Here is a 22,293-nt window from a genome sequence, read left to right on the forward strand (position 1 = left end):
GCAGCCTTTTCCTGGTTTCCCAGGGGGTGAGGGCCGCTCCGCCGTGGTTGCGGGCCGACGAGCAGACTATCAAAGATTTTACCCGTCTTTTTCCGGCCCCCCGGCCCGCTCGTGCGCTCCGCGCAGTCGCTGCAGGCTGCGGTCGCGACCGAGCAGCTCCAGCGACTCGAACAGCGGCGGGCTGATCGTGGATCCGGTCACCGCCACCCGGATCGGGCCGAACGCCTTGCGCGGCTTGAGTTCGAGGTTATCCAGCAGCGCCGCCTTCAGCGCCTCCTCGATGGCAGGCGTCGTCCACTCGGCCACCGCGTCGAGCGCAGTGATCGCCGCGGCCAGCACCGGCGCGGCATCGGGGCCGAGCTCCTTGGCGGCAGCCTTGGGGTCCAGCTCGTAAGCGGCGTCGTCGAAGAACTTCAGCAGCGACCACGCGTCGGAGAGCACCACGATGCGGGTCTGCACCAGCTGCGCGGCGGTGGCGAAACCCGCATCGTCCAGCCCGGTGTCGTGACCGTGCGCCTCGAAGTAGGCCCGTAACCGCGCGGCGAACTCTGCCTCGTCCAGACGGCGAATGTGTTCGGCGTTGATCGCGTCGGCCTTCTTCTGGTCGAAGCGGGCCGGGTTGGAGTTGACGTCGACGACGTCGAAGGCCGCGACCATCTCGTCGAGGGTGAAGATGTCCCGGTCCTGGGCGATCCCCCAGCCCAGCAGCGCCAGATAATTCAGCAGCCCCTCGGGCAGGAATCCCCGATCGCGGTGCAGGAACAGGTTGGACTCCGGGTCGCGCTTGGACAGCTTCTTGGTGCCCTCCCCCAACACTGGTGGCAGGTGCGCGAATTCGGGCACGCGCTCGGCCACCCCGATCCGAATGAGCGCCTGATACAGCGCGATCTGACGCGGCGTCGAGGGCAGCAGGTCCTCACCGCGCAGCACGTGGGTGATCTTCATCAGTGCGTCGTCGACCGGATTGACCAAGGTGTACAACGGTTCTCCCGTCGCCCGGGTCAGGGCGAAGTCGGGAACCGTGCCTGCGGCGAACGTCGTGGTGCCGCGGACCAGGTCGTGCCAGCTGATGTCCTCGTCGGGCATCCGCAGCCGCATGACCGCGTTGCGCCCCTCGGCAGCGAAGGCGGCGCGCTGCTCGTCGGTCAGGTCGCGGTCGTAATTGTCATAGCCCAGTTTGGGATTGCGGCCCGCGGCCACATGCCGGGCCTCGACCTCCTCCGGTGTGGAGTAGGCCAGGTACGCCTCCCCGGAGTCGAGCAGGCGCGCCAGCACATCGCGGTACAAGTCGGTGCGTTGCGATTGCCGGTACGGCTCGTGCGGCCCGCCGACCTCCGGCCCCTCGTCCCAGTCCAGACCCAGCCACCGCAATGCTTCGAGCAATGCGGCATAGCTTTCCTCGGAATCGCGCGCGGCGTCGGTGTCCTCGATCCGGAACACGAATGTGCCACCGGTATGCCGGGCGTAGGCCCAGTTGAACAGTGCGGTGCGCACCATCCCGACGTGCGGAATTCCGGTCGGCGACGGGCAAAACCGCACGCGCACCGTGTCGTTGGCGGCGGCGGTCATCAATTGCCCTTTCGAATCACGGGATTGGACAACGTTCCGATGCCCTCGACGCTGATGCTGACGGTGTCGCCGTTCTCGATCGGCCCGACGCCTTCGGGGGTGCCGGTGAGAATGAGATCACCGGGCAGCAACGTCATCACCGCCGAGATCCACTCGATGATCGCGCCGATGTCGTGGATCATCATCGAGGTTCGGCTCAGTTGGCGGACCTCGCCGTTGACCTCGGTGCGGATCTCCAGATCGGAGGGGTCCAGGTCGGTGACGATCCACGGGCCGACGGGGCAGAACGTGTCGTGGCCTTTGGCGCGCATCCACTGGCCGTCCGCTTTCTGCTGATCGCGGGCGGACACATCATTGGCGATGGTGTAGCCGAGGATGTTCTCCGCGGCACGGGCGGCGGGGACGTCCTTGCAGGGCCTGCCGATCACCACGGCGAGTTCGCCCTCATGGTGTACCGGTGAAGCATTGGCAGGCAACTGAATTGGCACACCGGGGCCGATGATCGCGGTGTTGGGCTTGAGGAAGATCACCGGGTCCTCCGGCGCTTCACCACCCATCTCCGCGATGTGCGCCGCGTAGTTCTTGCCCATGCAGACCACCTTGCTGGCAAGGATCGGTGCCAGCAGGCGCACATCGGCGAGCGGCCAGGTGCGGCCGGTGAACGTCGGCGTACCGAACGGATGTTCGGCGATTTCACGAACGATTTCGCTCCCACTGTCTCCTTCGATACTGACGAAGGCGACCCCATCGGGGCTGGCAATTCGACCCAGGCGCATGTCAACAGCCTAGTGCTCGGGCCATCGGCTCCCGCTACGACCCGGGTGTCTCATATTTTGAGAATCTGATTCAGCATTGTGGGACGCAGGTGGAATCATGGGCGCATGGCCGTCGACGCGATCAGCACCGTGCGGCGATGGATGATGCTCGTGATCGCGCTGTTCGCAACGCTGTCCGCCAACGTCTTCATCAACGGGGCCGCATTCCTCATTCCCACCCTGCACACCACGATGGGCCTCGACCTGGCGAAATCCGGTCTGGTGTCGGCGATGCCGAGCTTCGGCATGGTCGTCACCCTGATCGCCTGGGGCTATGTGGTGGACCGGGTCGGTGAGCGTTTCGTGTTGGCGGTCGGCTCCGCGCTGACCGCCGCCGCGGCGCTCGCAGCGGCGGCAGCCCCCTCCTTGTTCGTGGTGGGCGTCTTCCTGTTCTTGGGCGGAATGGCGGCCGCGAGCAGCAATTCGGCCAGCGGGCGGCTGGTGGTGGGGTGGTTTCCGCCACATCAACGTGGGCTGGTGATGGGCATCCGCCAGACCGCCCAGCCGCTGGGAGTGGCGTTCGGTGCGTTGGTGATTCCCCGGCTCGCCCAATCTCACGGCGTTGGTGGCGCGCTGCTGTTCCCGGCGATCGTGTGCGGTGTGGCAGCGGTGGTGTGCGCCGTCGCCGTGGCCGATCCGCCACGGCCCCCGCGCGCCGAGGCGCCGGCCGAGCACCTGGCCAACCCATATCGTGGCTCGGCGCTGCTGTGGCGCATCCATGCCGTGTCGGTGCTACTGGTGGTGCCGCAGTGCGTGGTGTGGACATTCACCCTGGTGTGGCTGATCACCGACCGCGGCTGGTCCGCGGAAGCCGCCGGCCTGATGGTGATGTTCGCGCAGATCCTGGGAGCGCTGGGGCGCATCGCCGCCGGGCGCTGGTCGGACCGGTTGGGTCTGCGGCTACGGCCGATTCGCACGATCGCGTTGGCCGCGGCGGCGTCGATGTTCCTGTTGGCTCTGACCGACGCGCTGCACTCACCGCTGAGCATCGCGGTGATGGTCGCGGCGTCGGTGATCACGGTGAGCGACAACGGGTTGGCGTTCACCGCGATCGCCGAGATCACCGGGCCGTTCTGGAGCGGCCGGGCGTTGGGCGCGCAGAACACCAGCCAACTGCTGACCACCGGTATCGTTCCGCCGCTGTTCGGCGCGCTGATCGGTGTGCTCGGTTACCCGGTGGCCTTTGCCGTGTGCGCACTGTTCCCGCTCGTCGCGTTCCCCTTGGTCCCGACGGACCCGCCGCGACGGGACTAGAGCGCCGCGCGGATCCGCTCGCCGACCTCGCGGGTGGACATCGTGGCATCGCCGCGGGTGGCCAGATGATGGGCGACGGCCTTGTCGACCCGGGCCGCCGCGGCGTCCTCGCCGACGTGGCCGAGCAGCAGCGCCACCGACATCACCGCAGCCGTCGGATCCGCGATGCCCTGACCCGCGATGTCGGGCGCACTGCCGTGAACCGGTTCGAACATCGACGGATTCGTCCGCGTCGCATCGATATTGCCGCTTGCGGCCAAGCCGATTCCGCCGCAGACCGCCGCGGACAGATCGGTGATGATGTCGCCGAACAGGTTGTCGGTGACGATGACGTCGAACCGCCCCGGATCGGTGACCATGTGGATCGTGGCGGCGTCGATGTGCTGATAGGCGACCTCGACGTCGGGGAATTCGGCTCCGACCTCGGCGACGACCCGCGACCACAGGCTGCCCGCGAACGTCAGCACGTTCGTCTTGTGCACCAATGTCAGGTGTTTGCGCCGGGACTGCGCGCGGGCGAACGCATCACGCACCACGCGCTCGACACCGAACGCGGTGTTCACGCTGACTTCGGTGGCCACCTCGTGCGGCGTCCCGACGCGCAGCGCGCCGCCGTTGCCGGTGTACGGACCCTCGGTGCCTTCACGCACAACAACGAAATCGATACCGGTCACCCCGGACAGCGGACTGTCCACACCCGGATACAGCCGACCCGGTCGCAGGTTGACGTGATGATCCAGGGCGAACCGCAGTTTCAGCAGCAGCCCACGCTCCAACACACCGCTGGGGACCGACGGGTCGCCGATGGCGCCGAGCAGGATGGCGTCGTAGCCGCGCAATTCCTCGATGGTGTCTTCGGTGAGCAGCTCACCGCTGGCGTGATAGCGGCGCGCACCGAGGTCGTACTCGGCCTTCTCCACACCGGGCAGGACCACATCGAGCACCTGCAGCGCTTCGCCGATCACCTCCGGGCCGATACCGTCGCCCGCGATCACCGCCAGTTTCATGACAGGTCCACCACTTCCAGGGTCGTCGCGCCGACGGCCGTGCGGATCGCCGACCGGACATCATCGGACACGTCGCGATCCAGCCGCAGCATCAGGGTCGCGGCCTCGCCGCTGGTGTCCTGGCTCAGCTGGGCCGCCAGGATGTTCACGTCGGCGTTGCCGAGCACGGTGCCGATCTTGCCCAGCGCACCGGGCTGATCCGAGTAGTGCAGCACCAGGTTCACCCCCTCGGCACGCAGATCGAAGTTGCGCCCGTTGATCTGGACGACCTTCTCGACCTGTTGCGGGCCGGACAACGTTCCGGACACGTTCGTGGCGGTGCCGTCGGGACCGACCACCCGGACGTCGATCAGGCTGCGATGGTTCGGGCTTTCGCTCGCCGTCGTCAGTTCGCTCTGCAGGCCGCGTTCGGCGGCCAGGTTGGGCGCGTTGACGAACGTCACCTGCTGATCGGTCACCGTCGAGAAGAATCCGCGCAGCGCCGAAAGTTTCAGTACCTCAACATCTTCGGAGGCGATCTCGCCGGAGACCCGGACCGACAGGTTCGACGCGGCACCGGTCGAGAGCACCCCGACGAGAAGGCCGAGCTTGCGGGCCAGATCCAGCCAGGGCGCCACCTCTTCGCTGACCGCGCCGCCGCCGACGTTCACAGCGTCCGGCACGAACTCGCCGGCCAGCGCCAGCTTCACGCTCGCCGCAACATCGGTGCCGGCCCGGTCCTGAGCCTCGGCGGTGGAGGCACCCAGGTGCGGGGTGACGACGACCTGCGGCAGTTCGAACAACGGGCTGTCGGTGCACGGTTCGGTGCTGAAGACGTCGAGGCCCGCGGCGAACACATGACCACTGGTGATCGCATCGGCGAGGGCGTGCTCGTCGATCAGACCACCACGGGCCGCGTTGACGATGACCACGCCCTTCTTGGTCTTCGCCAGCGCCTCCTTGCCCAGCAGACCGGCGGTCTCCGGGGTCTTGGGCAGGTGCACGGAGATGAAGTCCGCGCGGGCCAGCAGCTCGTCGAGCGACATCAGCTCGATGCCCAGCTGGGCGGCACGGGCGGCCGGCACGTACGGGTCGTAGGCGATGACGTGGGTGCCGAAGGCGGCCAGGCGCTGGGCCACCAGCTGTCCGATCCGGCCAAGACCCACCACGCCGACGGTCTTGCCGTAGATCTCGGTGCCGGAGAACGACGACCGCTTCCAGGTGTGCTCCCGCAGCGTCGCATCGGCGGCGGGGATCTGCCGCGCGGCCGACAACATCAGGGCCAGCGCGTGCTCGGCGGCGCTGTGGATGTTCGACGTCGGCGCGTTGACGACCAGCACCCCGGCGGCGGTGGCGGCGTCCACGTCGACGTTGTCCAGGCCGACGCCGGCCCGGGCGACGATCTTCAGCTTGGGCGCGGCGGCGATGACCTCGGCGTCCACCGTGGTGGCCGAACGCACCAGCAGCGCGTCGGCATCGGCGACGGCGGCCAGCAGTTTCGGCCGGTCCGGGCCGTCGACCCAACGCACCTCGACCTGGTCACCCAGGGCTGCGACGGTCGACTCGGCGAGTTTGTCTGCGATCAACACAACGGGCAGATTCACGCCGGTCAGCCTAGTGGTTGTCGCCCGGTGGACGATCATCGGCCGTGGTGCGGTCTACTTAGGCGGTGGACGTGACCGTCGTCGGTAGTGGTCCCAATGGGTTGGCGGCCGCCGTCATCTGCGCGCGAGCCGGCTTGTCGGTGCGCGTCATCGAAGGCCAGCCGACGTTCGGCGGCGGTGCCCGCACCGCGGCGGACCCGGAGTATCCCGACATCCGCCACGACGTCTGCTCGGCGGTGCACCCGCTGGCACTGGCCTCGCCCTTCTTCGCCGAGTTCGATCTCCCGGCGCGGGGCGTCGAGTTGGTCGTGCCGGAGATCTCCTACGCGAACCCGCTGCCGAACCGGCCCGCCGCGATCGCCTACCACTCGCTGCAGCGCACCTGCGCCGAACTCGACGAGGGCAGCTCGTGGCGGCGGCTGTTCGGTCCGCTGGCCTCTCATCCCGATGGCGTGCTCGGATTCTTCCTCGGCGACAAGCGCTCGCTGCCACCCGATCTCCTCACCACCGTGCGATCGGGACTGCGGGTGCTCGCCCAGGGCAGCCCGGCGTGGGGCGTGCTGCGCGGCGAGGACGCCCGCGCGCTGTTCACCGGCGTTGGCACCCATGCGATCTCGACAATGCCGTCGCCGGTCAACAGTGGCGCCGGGATCATGCTCGGCACGGTGGCGCACACCGCGGGCTGGCCGGTGCCGGTCGGCGGCAGCCAGGTGATCGTCGACGCGATGCTCGCGGATCTGCAGGCTCACGGCGGCGAGCTGGTGGTCGGCGAGCCGGTGACCTCCCCACCGCCGGGTGTGGTGATCTACGACACCGCGCCCACCGCACTGCTGGACATCTACGGCTCAGCGGTACCGGATTCTTACGCAAAGTCCTTGCGGCGCTATAAGTTCGGGCCGGGTGTCTGCAAGGTGGACTTCGTGCTCTCCGGCGACATCCCCTGGCGTGACCAGCGGATGGCGAACTCCCCCACCGTCCACATGGGCGGGACCCGCGCGCAGATGGCGTACGGCGAGAAGGAGATCGCCGCGGGGCGCCACGCCGAGTGGCCGATGACGTTGGCGGCGCTGCCGCACCTGTCCGACCCGTCGAGGATCGACTCCGCGGGACGCCGACCGCTGTGGACGTATGCGCACGTTCCGTCGAACTCGACCGAGGACGTCACCGAGACAGTCATCAGACTGTTCGAGAACGCCGCACCCGGATTCCGGGACCTGGTGCTGGCCTCGCGATGTGTGACCGCGGCTCAGATGCCTGCGCACAACGCGAACTACGTCGGCGGCGACATCATCGTCGGCGGGGCGACGCTGTTCGCGGCGATGGTCGGGCCGACGCTGCGCTGGAATCCGTGGACCACCCCGATCCCCAAGGCGTACCTGAGTTCGTCGGCGACTCCGCCGGGCACCGGCGTGCACGGGATGTGCGGCTACTACGCCGCGCGCACGGTGCTCAAGCGCGAATTCGGCCTGCCGCTGCCGTCGCTCGCCCCATAATTCAGCTATACAGATGCACTTACTGTTGTAACTTCAGTAAATCGGTCACCGGTGCCGTCGTAACGACCTACCATCAGCGGACATGACCACTCCGCCGGTTGCGATCACCAATGCCGTTGCTGCCGAACGCAGTCCCATCCCCCTGCGCGAACGCCGCTACGACTGGTTCTTCATCGTCGTGTTCACGGTGTTCATCGGCTCCTCGTTCACCGGCGACATCGTGAACATGGTGAGCCGCCCCGACCCGGACTCCGACTTCTTCCTCGCCCGGGTCGTCTACCAGGTGTATGCGGGCGGCACCGACCCGTTACTCATCGCCAACCCGAGGTTCCTTCAAGTCGGCGCGAGCGTGTCGGCCGTCGTCTTCGGGACCTTCTACGTACTGCTGGTCTACTGCTTCATCCGCGGGCGGGAGTGGATCCGCAAGCCGTCGTTCATCTACACCGGGATGGTCGTGCAGACCACGTTCATCGTGGTGATGGTCGGATTCGCCGGGGACGCAAGCCTTTTCCAGGCGGTCTGCAACACGGCCTACGACTACACGTTCACCAACGCGCCGAAGGCGATGGCCTACAACCTGCCGTACATCATCGTGCCGATCCTGCTGACCGCCCGGATGTGGCGGGCGCATCCGTTCAGCCGGCCCTGAACGCAGTTCGGCGCGCTAACCGGTGCTGAACACCGGTTAGCGCGCCGAAATTTAACGAAACTAAGCCGTTTCGGTGATGGGCCGGTCGACCCAGCTCATCAGGTCGCGCAGCTTCTTGCCGGTGACCTCGATCGGGTGCTCGGCGTTCTTCTTGCGCAGTGCTTCGAGCTCCTTGTTGCCGCCCTCGACGTTGGCGACCAGGCGCTTGACGAAGCTGCCGTCCTGGATGTCCTTGAGGATGCCGCGCATCCGCTCCTTGGTGTCGGCATCGATGACGCGCGGACCGGAGATGTAGCCACCGAACTCCGCGGTGTCGGACACCGAGTAGTTCATCCGGGCGATGCCGCCCTCGTACATCAGGTCGACGATCAGCTTGAGCTCGTGCAGCACCTCGAAGTAGGCCATCTCTGGGGCGTAGCCCGCCTCGACCATGACCTCGAAGCCGGCCTTGACGAGTTCCTCGGTGCCACCGCACAACACGGCCTGCTCACCGAAGAGGTCGGTCTCGGTCTCTTCCTTGAAGTCGGTCTTGATGACGCCCGCGCGGGTACCGCCGATGCCCTTGGCGTAGGACAGCGCCAGCGCCTGGCCCTCACCCTTCGGGTCCTGGTCTACGGCGATCAGGCAGGGCACGCCCTTGCCGTCGACGAACTGGCGGCGCACCAGGTGGCCGGGGCCCTTCGGGGCGACCATGCCGATGGTGACGTTGGCCGGCGGCTTGATCAGACCGAAGTGGATGTTCAGGCCGTGGCCGAAGAACAGCGCGTTGCCGTCCTCGAGGTTCGGCTCGATGTCGTTCTTGAAGATCTCGGCCTGCGCGGTGTCGGGGGCCAGCAACATGATGACGTCGGCCCACTTGGCGACCTCGGCGGGAGTGTCGACCTCGAGGCCCTGCTCGGTGACCTTCTCGCGAGACTTGGAGCCCTCCTTGAGGCCGACCTTGACCTGCACACCCGAGTCACGCAGGCTCAGCGAGTGCGCGTGGCCCTGGCTGCCGTAACCGATCACACCGACCTTGCGGCCCTGAATGATCGACAGGTCGGCGTCATCGTCGTAGAACATCTCAACTGACACGATTGAACTTTCCTTCTGTTGTTTTCTTCGGTGGGGGCTTTACTTGGCGTTCGTCATGCCGCGCGGTCCGCGCGACAGTGACACCACGCCGGACTGCACGATCTCGCGCACACCATAGGGTTCGAGCACCCGCAGGAACGCCTCGATCTTCTCCTGGGTGCCGGTCGCCTCGATGGTCAGCGACTCGGTGGACACGTCGATCACCTTGGCGCGGAACAGGTTCACCGCCTCGATGACCTGACCGCGGGTGCCTGCGTCAGCGCGGACCTTGATCAGCGCGAGTTCGCGGTGCACCGAATTCTCGACGTCCTGCTCGACGATCTTGATCACGTTGATCAGCTTGTTGAGCTGCTTGGTGATCTGCTCGAGGGGCGTCTCCTCCGCGGTGACGACGATCGTCATCCGCGACATGTTCTTCTGCTCGGTGGCTCCGACCGCCAGCGACTCGATGTTGAAGCCGCGCCGGGAGAACAGCGCGGCCACTCGGGCCAGCACACCGGGCTTGTCTTCGACCAACACCGACAGGGTGTGGGTGACAGTATTTCCCGCCATCAGGCCCGTCCCTCCTCGTTGTCGTCGAACAGCGGCCGGATATTGCGCGCCGCCATGATCTCGTCGTTGCCGCATCCCGCGGCGACCATCGGCCAGACCTGGGCGTCGGCGCCGACGATGAAGTCGATCACCACCGGCCGATCGTTGATGGCCCGGGCCTGGTTGATCACGTCGATCACGTCTTCTTCACGCTCGCAACGCAGCCCGACACATCCGTACGCCTCGGCCAGCTTGACGAAGTCCGGGATGCGATGGCTGTGGGTGGCCAGATCGGTTTGGCTGTACCGCTCTTCGTAGAACAGGGTCTGCCACTGGCGCACCATGCCCAGGTTGCCGTTGTTGATCAGGGCGACCTTGATCGGCACCCCTTCGACCGCGCAGGTGGCCAGCTCCTGATTCGTCATCTGGAAGCAGCCGTCACCGTCGATCGCCCACACCTCGGCCTCGGGCCGGGCCATCTTGGCGCCCATCGCCGCCGGGACGGCGTAGCCCATGGTTCCCAGACCGCCGGAATTCAGCCAGGTGCGCGGGTTTTCGTAGGAGATGAACTGTGCCGCCCACATCTGGTGCTGGCCGACGCCGGCGACGTAGATCGCGTCCGGCCCGGCGATCTTGCCGAGCTGCTGGATGACATATTCCGGACTCAGGCTGCCGTCATGCTGGGGGTCGTAGCTGAGCGGGTAGGTCTCCTGAATTCCTTTCAGGTACTTCCACCAACCGTCCCGGTTCGCCTTCGGCGAGCCGGGTGTATTTCCCGAGTCGCTTCGCTCCTGCCCTCCGACCGTCTTGCGCAGCGCCTCAGTCAATTCCGTGATCGCCAGCTTGACGTCACCCACGATCGGCACGTCGGCGTTGCGGTTCTTACCGATCTCGGCGGGGTCGATGTCGACGTGGATGACCTTCGCCTCGGGGGCAAAGGAATCCAGCTTGCCGGTCACCCGGTCGTCGAACCGGGCGCCCAGCGCGATCAGCAGGTCGCTCTTCTGCAAGGCTGCGACCGCGGCGACGGTGCCGTGCATACCCGGCATGCCCATGTTCTGCTCATGGCTGTCCGGGAAGGCCCCGCGGGCCATCAGCGTGGTGACCACGGGGATTCCGGTCAGCTCGGCCAGCTCCAGCAGCTCCTCGGTGGCATCACCGCGGATCACGCCGCCGCCGACATAGAGCACCGGCTTGCGAGCTTCGGCGATCAGCTTGGCGGCCGCGCGGATCTGCCTGCTGTGTGGCTTGGTGTTGGGCTTATAGCCCGGCAGGTCCATCTGCGGCGGCCACGAGAAGGTGCACTGCCCCTGCAGGATGTCCTTGGGGATGTCCACCAGCACGGCACCGGGGCGGCCGGACGAGGCGATGTGGAATGCCTCGGCGATCACCCGCGGGATGTCATCGCCGTTGCGCACCAGGAAATTGTGCTTGGTGATCGGCATCGTGATGCCGGAAATGTCGGCTTCCTGGAAGGCGTCGGTCCCGATCAGGCTGCGACCGACCTGCCCGGTGATGGCGACCACCGGGATGGAGTCCATCTGCGCGTCGGCCAACGGGGTGACCAGGTTGGTGGCACCCGGACCCGAGGTGGCCATCATGACCCCGACCTTGCCGGTGGCGTGGGCGTAACCGCTGGCCGCGTGCCCGGCGCCCTGTTCGTGGCGGACCAGCACGTGGCGCAGTTTCTGGGAGTCGTAGAGCGGGTCGTAGACCGGCAGCACCGCGCCGCCCGGGATTCCGAAGATGGTCTCGACGCCGATCTCTTCCAGCGAGCGGACTACCGCCTGGGCGCCCGTGAGCTGCTCCGGGGCGACGCGCTTGGCGGCGGTCGTGCCGTTCTTACCGGCGGAATGTGCTGCGCCTGGGCTGTCGGCGGTGGCCGACGGCTCGGGTGGTCGCGTGGGTGCGCTCACGATGTCGTCCTTTTCGGTCCTGATTCATTTCTTCGGGCAAGAAAAAACCCCCGTCAGCTTCGGCGGCTGTACGAGGGTTGCGCGCTGGTGCGTGTGGCTATGCCCGTGTCGGGGCAAGCGCGGCACCAACGCGCTGGCCAATTACTACGAGCATTCCGCCGGTCTTCATAACCTGCGACGGTAGCCTCCGCACTGGTCAAGCGTCAAATCCCGACGCGGGCCCCGGGTCGCGCCGCCGGTAGGTGGGATGATGACAGCCATGGCCTCCCGTCGTGCACCCGATGAATCGACGACCAGACCCGCCGAACCCGTGGTGATCCGGATGTCGCCGATGGCGCATTTCGCCTCGGGCTTCCTGGCCCTGGGCCTGCTGGTGATGATCACCGTGTTCCCCACCTGGGGTGCGGTGTTCATGGTGCTGCCCATCCTGGCGTCGGTGGCGATCGTGCGGCTGCGCACCGTGGCTGACCGCAACACCCTGACGGCACGAACGCTGTTCGGCAGCCGCACGGTCGGCTGGGACGAGGTCGACGGTCTCGGGTTCGAGCGCACTTCATGGGCGCGGGCGCACCTGAAGGACGGCTCGCGGTTGCTGCTGCCCGCGGTGACGTTCACGACGCTGCCGCTGCTGGCCGAGGCCAGCGGCGGGCGGGTGCCCAATCCTTACGAGTGATCCGGCCCTACGAATGATCAGGCCCTACGAATGATCAGGCCAGTGGGTTGTTGCCGTGCAGGAACACCCACGCCGCGATGCCGCCACCGATGCCGAGCAGCAACGCGATGAACGACCCGACGAACGGGCGCCGGGCCCAGCCGCGTCCGCCGTCGAATCCGTAGCGGCCGGGGCCGACCAGAATGACGGCCGACGTCGCGACGATCAGCACCAGCAGGTACTCGATGCCGTCCGGTCCGAAGACCGCGAGGTAGCCGTCCTGGCGCTGTGCCGAGATGATCGTGAGCAAGCTGTTCACCAGATAGGCGATCCCGCCGGCGGCCGCGATCGGGGTGAACAGTCCGAGCACCAGCAGCACACCCACCAGGATCTGGGCGCCGGCACCGGCATAGGTGAGCACGCTCGCGTGCTGGTATCCGGCGTCGGCGAGCGCGGTCTTGAAACCGTCCAGCCCCTGGCCGCCCCACCACCCGAAGGCCTTCTGCAGTCCGTGTCCGATGAACGCCGCACCGATGATCACCCGCAACAGGAACATGCCGAGGTCCTGGGTGCCGCGGCGTCCCGCGGCCTTCGCCCGTTCTTCGGCGTCGAAGGGTTCGATCTCCATCGGCGTGGCCTGCGAGGGGGTCGGGTCCAGGTGCGGCTGCACGTAGGGCAGCGGCTCGGGGTCGTGCAGCAGGCCGTAGCCGGTTGACGGCGCCGAACCCGGCAGTCCCGACGTGTAGTGCGGAATGGTCGTGGTCTCGAAGTCGCCACCGTAGGTGGCCGAGGGGAGATCGTCCTCGGGGTCGACCAGCTTGGCCGACGTCGGCCGGGCCGAGGAATCGTCGGGGCGCTGCCAGTGCGGATCGGGGCCTTGACTCGTCACGGGAGTCAGAGTAAGGCCACCCGGGGTGCAAACCGGGGATTTGAGCGGCGCTTCTAGCGGCCAATATTGCCTGGATTTCGCGTCGCGGTCGGGCCGTCGTGGCGAACATCGGCGCGATATCCGTAACCTGGCGGGCATGCAGGTACGCCGGTCGGTTCGCGGAGTGCTGGCCGGACTCTGTGCAGTGACGGTCGTGGCCGGGTCGACGGCGGGCTGCGCGAAGTTCAACAACGACATTTCGCAGCCCTTCACCACGGCCCCGCAGCTGGCCCCGGGCCAGCCGTCGACGCCGCCGCCACCACCGCCGCTGCCGCCCAAGCCCTTCCCCAAGGCCTGCCCCGCGCCCGGAGTCATGCAGGGCTGCCTGGAGAGCACCAGCGGGTTGATCATGGGCCCGGACAGCAAGACCGCACTGGTGGCCGAACGCACCACCGGTGCCGTCAAAGACGTGTCGGTGAGCGCCGAGCCGAAGATCCACACCATCATCCCGGTCGACCCCAGCGGTGACGGCGGGCTGATGGACATCGTGCTGTCCCCCACCTACTCGCAGGACGGGCTGATGTACGCCTACATCAGCACGCCCACCGACAACCGGGTGATCCGGGTTGCCGACGGCGACATACCCAAGGACATCCTGACCGGGATCCCGAAGGGCGCCACCGGCAATAGCGGATCGTTGATCTTCACCAGCCCGACGACGCTCGTCGTGCAGACCGGCGACGCGGGCAACCCGGCCCTGGCCGCGGATCCGAACTCGTTGGCAGGCAAGGTCATCCGCCTCGAACAGCCGACCACCGTGCAACCCGCGCCGCCCACCACCGCACTGTCCGGGATGGGTCCGGCCGGTGGCATGTGCATCGATCCCACCGACAAGTCGCTCTACATCACCGATCGCTCCACGGCCGGTGACCGCCTACAGCGCATCACGCCGGACGCCAAGACCTCCACGGTGTGGACGTGGCCGGACCGGCCCGGCGTCGCGGGCTGTGCCGCGCTGGATGGCACGGTGCTGGTGAACCTGGTGAACGCCAAGCAGACCGTCGCGGTGCGACTGGCGAAGGGCACCGGGTCAGTGACCGGTGAGCCCGAGGTGGTGCGCCAGGACACCCACGGTCACGCCTGGGCGCTGCAGGTCGCCCCGGACGGAAACATCTGGGGCGCAACGGTCAACCGGACCGCCGGAGACGCCGAGAAGCTCGACGACGTGGTTTTCCCACTCTTCCCGCAGGGCGGCGGCTTCCCCCGCAGCAACGCTGACAACACCTGACATCCAAACCAAACGGGTCTCCCGTAGCTGGTCGTTTTCGATCCACATCCGCAGGTGGCGGGCCTGTCAGCGAACCCGGCTCTGGTAGCGTCTACCAAATATCGGGTTCCAGCCAATGGAGGAGTCGTGGGTCGCTCGCGCATGACACCGAACGTGGGGACGAGCCATGCCTACGACGACGGCACGCGGCGAACCGAGATCTTGCAGACCGCGGCCTCGATCATCGCGACGTCCGGCCTGCGCACGTCCTTGCAGGAGATCGCTGACGCGGCAGGCATTCTTCCCGGCAGCCTGTACCACCACTTCGATTCCAAAGAAGCGATCCTTGTCGAGTTGCTGCACCGCTATCACGAAGACCTGGACCGGATCGCCGACGAGGCGCAGAGCCGTCTCAACGATCCCGACTTCCACCCGGCCTTCGACCAGATCGCCGACCTCTGCAAGGCGATCGCGCAGTGCTCGGTCACCCATCGCGCGGCTCTGCAGATGTCGTTCTACGAGGGCCCCAGTTCGAATCACGAGCTGACCGTCCTGGCGGCGCGCCGCCCTGCCGCTCTGCTGCAGTCGATGCTGGAAACCCTTCGGGCAGCGCGCTGGAGCGGCTATCTGAGATCCGATGTGGACCTGGCCGTGCTGGCCGAGCGGATCGTGCAGACGATGCTGCAGATCGGGCTCGATGTCATACGCGGCAACGCAAGCTCCGACAAGTCGGCGGCGCTGCTGTGCCGAATCCTCCTCGAGGGGCTGGCTGCCGGCTCACCGACCGACGAACAACTGGATGCGTCCGCGGCGTTCCTGGCCGCCGACGCGGTCGTCCGGTCCTGGGCCGATGGCGCCGACGCTGAGGCCGACGACAAGGCGGCCCACGTACGCGCCATCGCCAGAACCGAATTCGGCAAGAAGGGCTACGAGGTCACGACCGTCCGCGACATCGCATCGGCGGCCGGCATGGGCACCGGGACGGTGTACCGATTGATCGGGTCCAAGGACCAGCTGCTGGCGGCGATCATGCAGTCGTTCGGCGAGAAGGTCGCCATGGGGTGGTCGGAGGTCTTGGCGTCGGACTCCTCCAGCGTCGAGAAGTTGGACGCCCTGAGCTGGATCAACACCAATGCGATGGACCGCTTCGCCGACGAGTTCCGGATTCAGCTGGCCTGGATGCGGCAGTCTCCTCCGGACACGCCCAATCCGGGATGGCTGTTCACCAAGCGGGTGCGTCAGATGAAAGCCTTGCTCTCCGAAGGCATCAAGTCCGGCGAGATCAGCATCGACAGCCCGTCCAACGATCTGCTGGCTCGCTCGGTGATCTGCGTCGGCTGGATTCCCGAGAGCATCCTTCGCGAGGTCGGCACGCGGGCCGCACTGTTGTGTGTGCGCGACACATCACTTCGCGGCGTCGTCGTCACGCGGTCGTAGGTTCGCTCGACACTGTCGTTATCGCGCGAAGTTGCGAGTAACGGTGTCGATAACTACAGCCCGAACAGGGCACGCCTCGCTACTGCGGATCGAAGAGCACCGGCAACGACGTCGGCGACCGGAAGATCTGTCCGCGAATGTGCGGGTCGTCCCCGTCCGGGTCCATCCGCAGATTCGGCAGGCGGTCCAGCAGAAGGTTTACGGCGGTGCGCATTTCGAGCCGAGCGAGGTGCATGCCCAGGCATACATGCACGCCGTATCCCCAGCCGAGGCTACTGCGCTGCTCACGGAAGATGTCGAACCTATCGGGATCCGGCCAACGGTCCTCCTGCCGGTTCGCCGCCCCCAACATCGGCATCACCGACGCACCCGCCGGAATCGGCACCCCACCCAGTTCGGTGTCGCGGGTGGCGACCCGAGTGATGGTGAGCAGCGGCGGATTCCACCGCACCCCCTCCTCGATGGCCTGAGGCAGCAGCGACCGATCAGTGCGCACCGCGTCGAGCTGAGCGGGGTCGGACAGCAAGGCGAACAACAGATTGCCGAGCGATCGGTACGTCGTCTCGACGCCGGCAGGCAGCAGCAGTCGCAGAAACGAGAAGATCTCCTCGTCCGCCAGCTTCGCCCCGTCGATCTCGGCGGCGGCCAGCAAGCTGATCAGATCGTCGCGCGGCTCGGCACGGCGTGCCTCGAGGATTGGCCGGTAATACTCCACCAACGCCGCCGACGCCGCCAGTCCCCGTTCGGGATTCATGATCCAACTCAGCAGTGAGATCGACCAGCGCTGAAACTGGGGGTAGTCCTCCTCGGGCAGCCCCAGCAGTCCGGCGATGATCCGGCTCGGATACGTGAAGGTGAATTCTTTCACCAGATCCGCCTTGCCATTCGCGGCGAAGGCGTCGATAAGCTCGTCACCCACCCGCGCGACCAGTTCGTCTTGGAAGCGCGCCAGCGACTTCTGGGAGAAGGCCTTCGAGATCAGCGCCCGCAACCGGCCGTGCACGGGTTCATCCATGCCGAGCATCACCCCCTCGCCCAGTACCGGGCCGAAGGCCGCGATCACCCCGGCCGACGAGAACGTCTCGTTGTCGCGCAGCATCTGCTGCGCCTCCTCGAAGCGGTACACGATGAACACGGGTAAACCGGCTTCCCCGGGCATCGACGACCCTTCGATGCGCTGAACCGGCTCTTCTCGACGCAGCCGGGCCAGCTCCGGAAACGGATCGCGCACGTTGCCGGACACGACATCGTCGAACGAACCGAAGTCGTCGAGGTCGTCGAAGAGTTGTTCCATACCGGGCTCCTAGATTGGGATTCGTGGTCAGCCGGCGGGATTCGCCGGGGCGCAGGCGCCGTCACCAGGCGGTGGGGGCGTCACATCGGGGCGACCGTCGGGCAGGCCCTGCTGCCAGGTGGACCACTTGCCCACCGAGAACGGGCCTTGCGCCCCCGCCTTCTCGTAGTTGCCCTGCGGGTCGTAAACCTTGGCCTCGGGGTAGGGCCACGGGCACGCGACGGAGGTGGCGGCGCCGCTGGCCTTGATCACCCAGAACCAGCTGCCGTACGCGAAATACGCGACGTTGATGATCGCGAACATCACCAGGAAGGTGCCCAGGACCGGCCGGGCCGGGAAGATGCGGGCCCTGGCCGCGAGCTTCTCCGCGACCGACTTCCCGGTGTCGTCGCGGTAGACCAGGATGGCCGCCGGGATCATCACGAAGGTCACCGACAACGACTCCCAGAGCAGCGGGAATTGGAATGTGCTGCCGGGGAACAAGGTTCCGAACGGGATCGCCTGCGAGTAGATGTACAACCCGGTCCGGACCAGGCTGATCTCCAGCATCGCGTCGAAGACGAACCCGATCACCAGTACCAGGGCGCCGAGGCTGATCAGCGGGTGCCGGCTGACGTACGCCGCGGGTCCGTACTTGGCCTGCAGCTTGCGCAAGATCCAGATCGCCGGAAAGTACGGCCCGAAATAGAACGTGACGTAGCCGAACACGATGAAGGGCTCCACGGTCGGCGACATCATGATCAGGTACCAGGATTCCGGCCAGTGCACCAAGGCCGGGTTGTACACCGCGTACGGCGACCAGTTCATGATCGGGTCCTGCCACACGATGAGCGTCGTGCACAGCACCATCAGCAGCACGGGGCTGCCCGGGTTCTTGCGCCAGCCGCGGATGAAGACGACGGTGAGCGCCGCGACCATCAGCGCGGCACCGATCTGCGGCACCAGCTGCCAGTGGTCCCAGCCGTTGAGGAACTCGACGGGGCGGGGCCGGCCCTCGACGTTGGGGTTGGCCACCCGCGGGTCGACGTGGGTACGCCCGACTGCCGCGAACACGCCGAGAAAGCCGAGCCAGGCGACCAACGAGATCACTCGGCCCCAGTTCGGCCCGGTGCGAACGGTTACCGTGGGTGTCGGTACGAATTCCTGGGCTGTCATCGGATCAGTCCTCCGCACCGAAGCGATCCACCAGATGCGAGTTGATGCCGTCGGCATCGAGCGTGCGCGCCACCAGGTAGCCGGCTCCCATCCACGCGCGACGCGTCCATTTGCCGAGCGACACCCGGGTTCCCGGCGCACCGGAGGCGGCCGGCAACATCTTCACCCGCTCGAGTGCCTCCTTCACACCCCGGGGGCTCAGCGGGTGCGAGTCCGCGAACGCACGCACCAGCGTCGCGGCCACGTCATGGTTGACCACCGTGACGCAATACTCGGGCCGGCTGCCGTCGTAGCGCCCGGCGTAGCGGTCCAGCCACGCCTGCCCGATCGGGTTGCCCTCGTCGTACTGGTCGACTCCGATCCAACCCATGAAGGCGTTCCACATGATCGGGTTGACCCAGGCGTTCTGAAAGGCGGTGGTGGTAAACCGCGGCGGATCCCAACCGAGCGCCTCCAGCGCCGGGTTGACGAAGACGATCCCGAACCCGAACCCCAGGTGCACGATGGCTTCCGCCTTCGCCTCGTGCAGCGAGCGGACCGCCTCGTCGACATCCTGCGCCGTCTGAGCGATGGCAGCTTCGGCGGCGATGCGAATACCCTTGCGGCGACATGCACTTCGAAGGTTCTTCAGATAACTTTCGCCGATCAGGCTTTGTTCGACCAAAACACCGATCTGGGTCAGACCGCGCTTGGCGACGAGATCAGCGATGAAGATCGGTTCGTCGGTCATCGAGCCCTGCGGAAACGCGAACGTCCACTCCCCCAACCAATCGTCGGTGCCGGTGACGCTGATAGCGGGAACCTTGAAGCGGTCTTCGATCGCCTCGCGCAGTGGCACACAGTTGTCGGTGATATTGGGCCCGAACACCACCAGGGCGCCGTCGTCGACGAGCTCGGCATAGGCGTCGATCACTGCCTTCACACTGCCTTTGGGCAGGCCCTCGACTTCTTTGTAGATCATCTGCACGGGCCGATCGATGACACCGTCGGCGATGGCTTCCTCGAAAACCAGCTCGAAGCACCGGGTGAAGGACGACAGGAGTTCGTCCGGGAAGCCCGGAGGCAACGTGAAGTCCATCAGGTAGCCGACCTTGATCGGCTCGGCGGTGCTCTCGTAGGACATTGACGTCTCCTGGTCAGGCCGGAGCGGCGAGGTAGATGTCGATCATTTCGGCAAGCCCGCGACTGACGACCGCATCGTCGGTCAGCGGTCCCGCGATCGCGGCGAGCGCCGCATCGCGCATCGGTAACCCTTCGGCGACCAGCCGTCCCGCCGCGATCAGCACCCGCGTCGATGCCACCTCGCGGAGTCCGCCGGTCTCCAGGCGGCGTACCGCGTGGCCGAACCGCACCAGTTCAGCTGCCACCGAACGGCCGACGCCGGCCTCCCGGGTCACGATCTCCTCCTCGACTTCGGCTGTGGGGAAACTGAAGTCGATCGCAACCATGCGCTGACGAGTTGAGTCCTTCAGATCCTTCAGCACACTCTGATAGCCCGGGTTGTAGGAGACGACCAGCCCGAAGCCGGCCGCCGCGTCGAGCGTCACGCCGAGCCGTTCGATAGGGAGCTGGCGGCGGTGATCGGCGAGTGGGTGCAGGACCACCGTCGTGTCCTGGCGGGCCTCGACCACCTCGTCGAGGTAGCAGATCGCCCCCTCGCGCACCGCGCGGGTCAGCGGCCCGTCGACCCATACCGTCTCGTCACCGCGCAGCAGATAGCGGCCGACCAGATCGGCGGTGGTCAGGTCGTCGTGGCACGCCACGGTGATCAGCGGGCGGCCGAGGTCGTGGGCCATCGCCTCGACGAACCGGGTCTTGCCACAGCCCGTGGGACCTTTCAACAGCAGCGAAAGCCCCTGCCGATAGGCCGCTTTGAAGACGGCCTCCTCGTTGCCGAGCGCCTGGTAGTACGGACGCTCGCCGCCGGGGAGACAGGTGGCACCGTTGCGGTTGCTCGAGCTCGCCCGGGAGCTGTGGCATGACGTTCTTTCCTTCCCCGCCGTTCTGCGGTGTAGGCAGCCTATCGCGGAACAGATGTTTGTTTCAAGCGCGTGCCGCCGGCACCCGTCGCCGGGCCTCAGCTGCGCGGACGGCTGACCGGAACAGCGGTCCGACCACACCGTGAAGCTGTTCCGGACGGCTCACCACCGCATGGGCAGCGCTGCCGAAGACGCGACGAAGCTCGGCTGAATCGACGCTCGCACCCACCGTCAGACACACACACCCCGTACCGCTGCGACGCGCCTCGGTCAGTGCCCGGCGCGCGTCGGCGGCGCCGTAGCCGCGCTCGTAACCGTGGTCGTAGGCAAGGCCGTCCGACAACACGACGAGTAGGCGTCGCGGCGTTCCGCCCCGCTCCTCGAGCACCCTTGTGCCGTGCCGGATGGCGGCCCCGAGGCGCGAATACGCCACCGGTTCAACGCTGTTGAGCGTGCGCAGCACTCGGGTGTCCAGATGGTCGTCCATGCGTTTGATCGGCATCACGTTCACTGCGTTGCGGCCCTGAGAGTTGTAGGCGTACAACGCAACACGATCACCTAGGTCGTTCAGCGCCACGACCAGATCGGCGGCGGCGCGGCATTGCTGTTCATGGACTGTCTTGCCCAGCGTCCCGGCCTCCGCCGACGAACCCGATACGTCGAGCAACACCAGCACCGACAGGTTGCGGCGGCGGCGCAGGCTGTCCAGATACACCGATTCATCGGGCACCGATCCGGCCCGCACCTCCACACGTGCGGATACAGCGGCATCGATGTCGATCTCATCGCCTTGGGGCTGCCGGTGCCGGCGACGCAGACCCATGCCGAGGCGCGCGAGCGGGCGGCGAAGCGCGACGGCATCGGCGATGGCCGCCGAAGCATCGGGCTCCACCCGGGGTTCGACCTCGCGGACCGTGCACCAGTTCGGGCGGTACCGCATGTGGTTGACGTCCCACTCCGGATAGGTCATTCCGCTCGCATCAGCGTCCGCCCCGTCTTCGGTCGCCGCTGACGCGGTCGAGGACACGACGTGGGCGCCTCGCGTGGACACGTTGGCGCGATGCGTCGGTGAGTCCGCGCCCGGGGGTCCACCGCCAGAACTGCCGGCACGGGTGGACGACAGCATCTTCTTCAACCACTTCCCGATGAACCCGCCACCACCGACCGGACTGGAAAAGAGGTCGGGACCGTCTGCCGCCGTGATCAATTCACCGTCGTCGAGTGCCTCGATTTCCGCCGCGCCATCCCGTCTCGGGATGTGGCCGACCGAGTCATGGTCGGTTGCCTTGGCCCCACGCCTGATCGTCTCGAGTACCTGCTTCGGCCGGATCTCCCCGAAATGCGCAGGCGCTTCGGCAATCGGCGCCGAACCTCTCGCGATCGCCAGTGACTCCGAGGCCGATTGGCTGCCGCCCGCGACTGCAGGTGTAGCCGGCGACGCCAGCGCGCCCGGCAGTACGTCGGCGTTTGCCAGCACCGCGCGGCGCCCCTCGACGGCCAGGTACCGAGCTACCAGCCGGGTCTTGCGACCCAGCGCTCGGACGATCTCCGCATCGAGACTGCCCGCCGCGATGAGCGATGCTTGCACGGCGATGGCGTCGATGATCGCGCACCGGTCGCCGCCGGGATTGACGAAGATGCGCTGGCCGTCGGTCCACGACGGCGAGCCGGGCTCGGCGGGCGCCACCACCACGGTGCGCCCCGCCAGAGCCGATGCCATGACGGCCAGCCGGGCGAGTCGCTCGTTGTC

At 66.9% G+C, this 22,293-nt stretch carries 19 protein-coding genes; 6 read left to right on the top strand and 13 right to left on the bottom strand.

What is annotated here, in order from left to right:
- Positions 1-78 precede the first annotated feature (78 nt).
- Both gltX and CRM90_RS10460 read right to left on the bottom strand, forming a co-directional pair.
- On the bottom strand, positions 79-1,569 hold the full coding sequence (gltX, locus tag CRM90_RS10455; protein WP_102806909.1) for a glutamate--tRNA ligase: 1,491 nt from the start codon (positions 1,567-1,569) through the stop codon (positions 79-81).
- Positions 1,569-2,345: a fumarylacetoacetate hydrolase family protein gene (locus CRM90_RS10460; protein WP_102806910.1), complete on the bottom strand. Its 777-nt coding sequence runs from the start codon at positions 2,343-2,345 to the stop codon at positions 1,569-1,571. Before CRM90_RS10460 ends, gltX begins: the two co-directional genes overlap by 1 nt.
- 105 nt (positions 2,346-2,450) lie before the next feature.
- Between CRM90_RS10460 and CRM90_RS10465 the strand changes: the two genes are divergently transcribed.
- The gene (locus tag CRM90_RS10465; protein ID WP_102806911.1) at positions 2,451-3,638 is read left to right on the top strand and encodes an MFS transporter; all 1,188 of its coding nucleotides are present in this window, start codon (positions 2,451-2,453) and stop codon (positions 3,636-3,638) included.
- Here the strand turns inward: CRM90_RS10465 and CRM90_RS10470 are convergent.
- On the bottom strand, positions 3,635-4,645 hold the full coding sequence (locus tag CRM90_RS10470; RefSeq protein WP_102806912.1) for a 3-isopropylmalate dehydrogenase: 1,011 nt from the start codon (positions 4,643-4,645) through the stop codon (positions 3,635-3,637). The genes CRM90_RS10465 and CRM90_RS10470 overlap by 4 nt on opposite strands.
- The gene (gene serA / locus CRM90_RS10475; protein WP_102806913.1) at positions 4,642-6,228 is read right to left on the bottom strand and encodes a phosphoglycerate dehydrogenase; all 1,587 of its coding nucleotides are present in this window, start codon (positions 6,226-6,228) and stop codon (positions 4,642-4,644) included. The genes CRM90_RS10470 and serA overlap by 4 nt, the downstream gene beginning before the upstream one ends.
- A gap of 65 nt (positions 6,229-6,293) precedes the next feature.
- Here serA and CRM90_RS10480 point away from each other — a divergent pair, with 65 nt between their 5' ends.
- On the top strand, positions 6,294-7,721 hold the full coding sequence (locus CRM90_RS10480) for a phytoene desaturase family protein (RefSeq protein ID WP_102806914.1): 1,428 nt from the start codon (positions 6,294-6,296) through the stop codon (positions 7,719-7,721).
- A gap of 82 nt (positions 7,722-7,803) precedes the next feature.
- On the top strand, positions 7,804-8,370 hold the full coding sequence (locus tag CRM90_RS10485) for an EXPERA domain-containing protein (RefSeq protein WP_102806915.1): 567 nt from the start codon (positions 7,804-7,806) through the stop codon (positions 8,368-8,370).
- 60 nt (positions 8,371-8,430) lie between these two features.
- Here CRM90_RS10485 and ilvC read toward each other — a convergent pair whose 3' ends face one another.
- Genes ilvC through CRM90_RS10500 form a run of 3 tightly spaced genes read right to left on the bottom strand, consistent with a single transcriptional unit; the run spans position 8,431 to position 11,891 of the window.
- Positions 8,431-9,432 (bottom strand): ketol-acid reductoisomerase, encoded by a 1,002-nt coding sequence (ilvC, locus tag CRM90_RS10490; RefSeq protein WP_174714175.1) that lies wholly within the window; start codon positions 9,430-9,432, stop codon positions 8,431-8,433.
- Between the two features lie 51 nt (positions 9,433-9,483).
- Positions 9,484-9,996, bottom strand: a complete 513-nt coding sequence (ilvN, locus tag CRM90_RS10495) for an acetolactate synthase small subunit (RefSeq protein WP_036339188.1) — start codon at positions 9,994-9,996, stop codon at positions 9,484-9,486.
- Complete coding sequence (locus tag CRM90_RS10500) at positions 9,996-11,891, bottom strand: acetolactate synthase large subunit (protein WP_102806916.1); 1,896 nt, start codon at positions 11,889-11,891, stop codon at positions 9,996-9,998. Before CRM90_RS10500 ends, ilvN begins: the two co-directional genes overlap by 1 nt.
- Before the next feature lie 259 nt (positions 11,892-12,150).
- On the opposite strand from CRM90_RS10500, the gene CRM90_RS10505 reads away from it, so the two are divergent.
- Positions 12,151-12,564 (top strand): PH domain-containing protein, encoded by a 414-nt coding sequence (locus tag CRM90_RS10505; RefSeq protein ID WP_199189848.1) that lies wholly within the window; start codon positions 12,151-12,153, stop codon positions 12,562-12,564.
- Between the two features lie 34 nt (positions 12,565-12,598).
- On the opposite strand, the gene CRM90_RS10510 is transcribed toward CRM90_RS10505, so the two are convergent.
- Positions 12,599-13,432, bottom strand: a complete 834-nt coding sequence (locus CRM90_RS10510; protein WP_233209260.1) for a DoxX family protein — start codon at positions 13,430-13,432, stop codon at positions 12,599-12,601.
- 136 nt (positions 13,433-13,568) lie between these two features.
- Between CRM90_RS10510 and CRM90_RS10515 the strand changes: the two genes are divergently transcribed.
- Both CRM90_RS10515 and CRM90_RS10520 read left to right on the top strand, forming a co-directional pair.
- Positions 13,569-14,699: a PQQ-dependent sugar dehydrogenase gene (locus tag CRM90_RS10515; protein ID WP_102806918.1), complete on the top strand. Its 1,131-nt coding sequence runs from the start codon at positions 13,569-13,571 to the stop codon at positions 14,697-14,699.
- 126 nt (positions 14,700-14,825) lie between these two features.
- Positions 14,826-16,115, top strand: coding sequence for a TetR/AcrR family transcriptional regulator (locus tag CRM90_RS10520; protein ID WP_370508266.1), 1,290 nt, complete (start codon positions 14,826-14,828; stop codon positions 16,113-16,115).
- 79 nt (positions 16,116-16,194) lie between these two features.
- On the opposite strand, the gene CRM90_RS10525 is transcribed toward CRM90_RS10520, so the two are convergent.
- The 5 genes from CRM90_RS10525 to CRM90_RS10545 form a co-directional block, all read right to left on the bottom strand.
- The gene (locus tag CRM90_RS10525) at positions 16,195-17,409 is read right to left on the bottom strand and encodes a cytochrome P450 (RefSeq protein ID WP_102806920.1); all 1,215 of its coding nucleotides are present in this window, start codon (positions 17,407-17,409) and stop codon (positions 16,195-16,197) included.
- 27 nt (positions 17,410-17,436) lie between these two features.
- Entirely contained in the window at positions 17,437-18,564 is a 1,128-nt protein-coding gene (locus CRM90_RS10530; protein WP_102806921.1) for a spirocyclase AveC family protein, read from the bottom strand.
- A gap of 4 nt (positions 18,565-18,568) precedes the next feature.
- Entirely contained in the window at positions 18,569-19,687 is a 1,119-nt protein-coding gene (locus CRM90_RS10535) for an ABC transporter substrate-binding protein (protein ID WP_102806922.1), read from the bottom strand.
- A 13-nt stretch (positions 19,688-19,700) separates the two neighbouring features.
- Positions 19,701-20,405: a CbbQ/NirQ/NorQ/GpvN family protein gene (locus CRM90_RS10540; RefSeq protein WP_286145626.1), complete on the bottom strand. Its 705-nt coding sequence runs from the start codon at positions 20,403-20,405 to the stop codon at positions 19,701-19,703.
- Between the two features lie 202 nt (positions 20,406-20,607).
- Entirely contained in the window at positions 20,608-22,263 is a 1,656-nt protein-coding gene (locus CRM90_RS10545; protein WP_102806986.1) for a nitric oxide reductase activation protein NorD, read from the bottom strand.
- Positions 22,264-22,293: the final 30 nt, after the last annotated feature.

Origin of the sequence: Mycobacterium sp. ENV421 (assembly GCF_002887815.1) — a bacterium.
Classification (GTDB): domain Bacteria; phylum Actinomycetota; class Actinomycetes; order Mycobacteriales; family Mycobacteriaceae; genus Mycobacterium.

What these genes read in the sequence shown, in the direction of transcription:
- CRM90_RS10530 (WP_102806921.1), bottom strand. Translation starts at nt 18,564, where the DNA reads ATGACAGCCCAGGAATTCGTACCGACACCCACGGTAACCGTTCGCACC.
- ilvN (WP_036339188.1), bottom strand. Translation starts at nt 9,996, where the DNA reads ATGGCGGGAAATACTGTCACCCACACCCTGTCGGTGTTGGTCGAAGAC.
- ilvC (WP_174714175.1), bottom strand. Translation starts at nt 9,432, where the DNA reads ATGTTCTACGACGATGACGCCGACCTGTCGATCATTCAGGGCCGCAAG.
- CRM90_RS10545 (WP_102806986.1), bottom strand. Translation starts at nt 22,263, where the DNA reads ATGGCATCGGCTCTGGCGGGGCGCACCGTGGTGGTGGCGCCCGCCGAG.
- CRM90_RS10535 (WP_102806922.1), bottom strand. Translation starts at nt 19,687, where the DNA reads ATGTCCTACGAGAGCACCGCCGAGCCGATCAAGGTCGGCTACCTGATG.
- CRM90_RS10505 (WP_199189848.1), top strand. Translation starts at nt 12,151, where the DNA reads ATGGCCTCCCGTCGTGCACCCGATGAATCGACGACCAGACCCGCCGAA.
- CRM90_RS10525 (WP_102806920.1), bottom strand. Translation starts at nt 17,409, where the DNA reads ATGGAACAACTCTTCGACGACCTCGACGACTTCGGTTCGTTCGACGAT.
- CRM90_RS10465 (WP_102806911.1), top strand. Translation starts at nt 2,451, where the DNA reads ATGGCCGTCGACGCGATCAGCACCGTGCGGCGATGGATGATGCTCGTG.
- CRM90_RS10515 (WP_102806918.1), top strand. Translation starts at nt 13,569, where the DNA reads ATGCAGGTACGCCGGTCGGTTCGCGGAGTGCTGGCCGGACTCTGTGCA.
- gltX (WP_102806909.1), bottom strand. Translation starts at nt 1,569, where the DNA reads ATGACCGCCGCCGCCAACGACACGGTGCGCGTGCGGTTTTGCCCGTCG.
- CRM90_RS10460 (WP_102806910.1), bottom strand. Translation starts at nt 2,345, where the DNA reads ATGCGCCTGGGTCGAATTGCCAGCCCCGATGGGGTCGCCTTCGTCAGT.
- CRM90_RS10485 (WP_102806915.1), top strand. Translation starts at nt 7,804, where the DNA reads ATGACCACTCCGCCGGTTGCGATCACCAATGCCGTTGCTGCCGAACGC.
- CRM90_RS10470 (WP_102806912.1), bottom strand. Translation starts at nt 4,645, where the DNA reads ATGAAACTGGCGGTGATCGCGGGCGACGGTATCGGCCCGGAGGTGATC.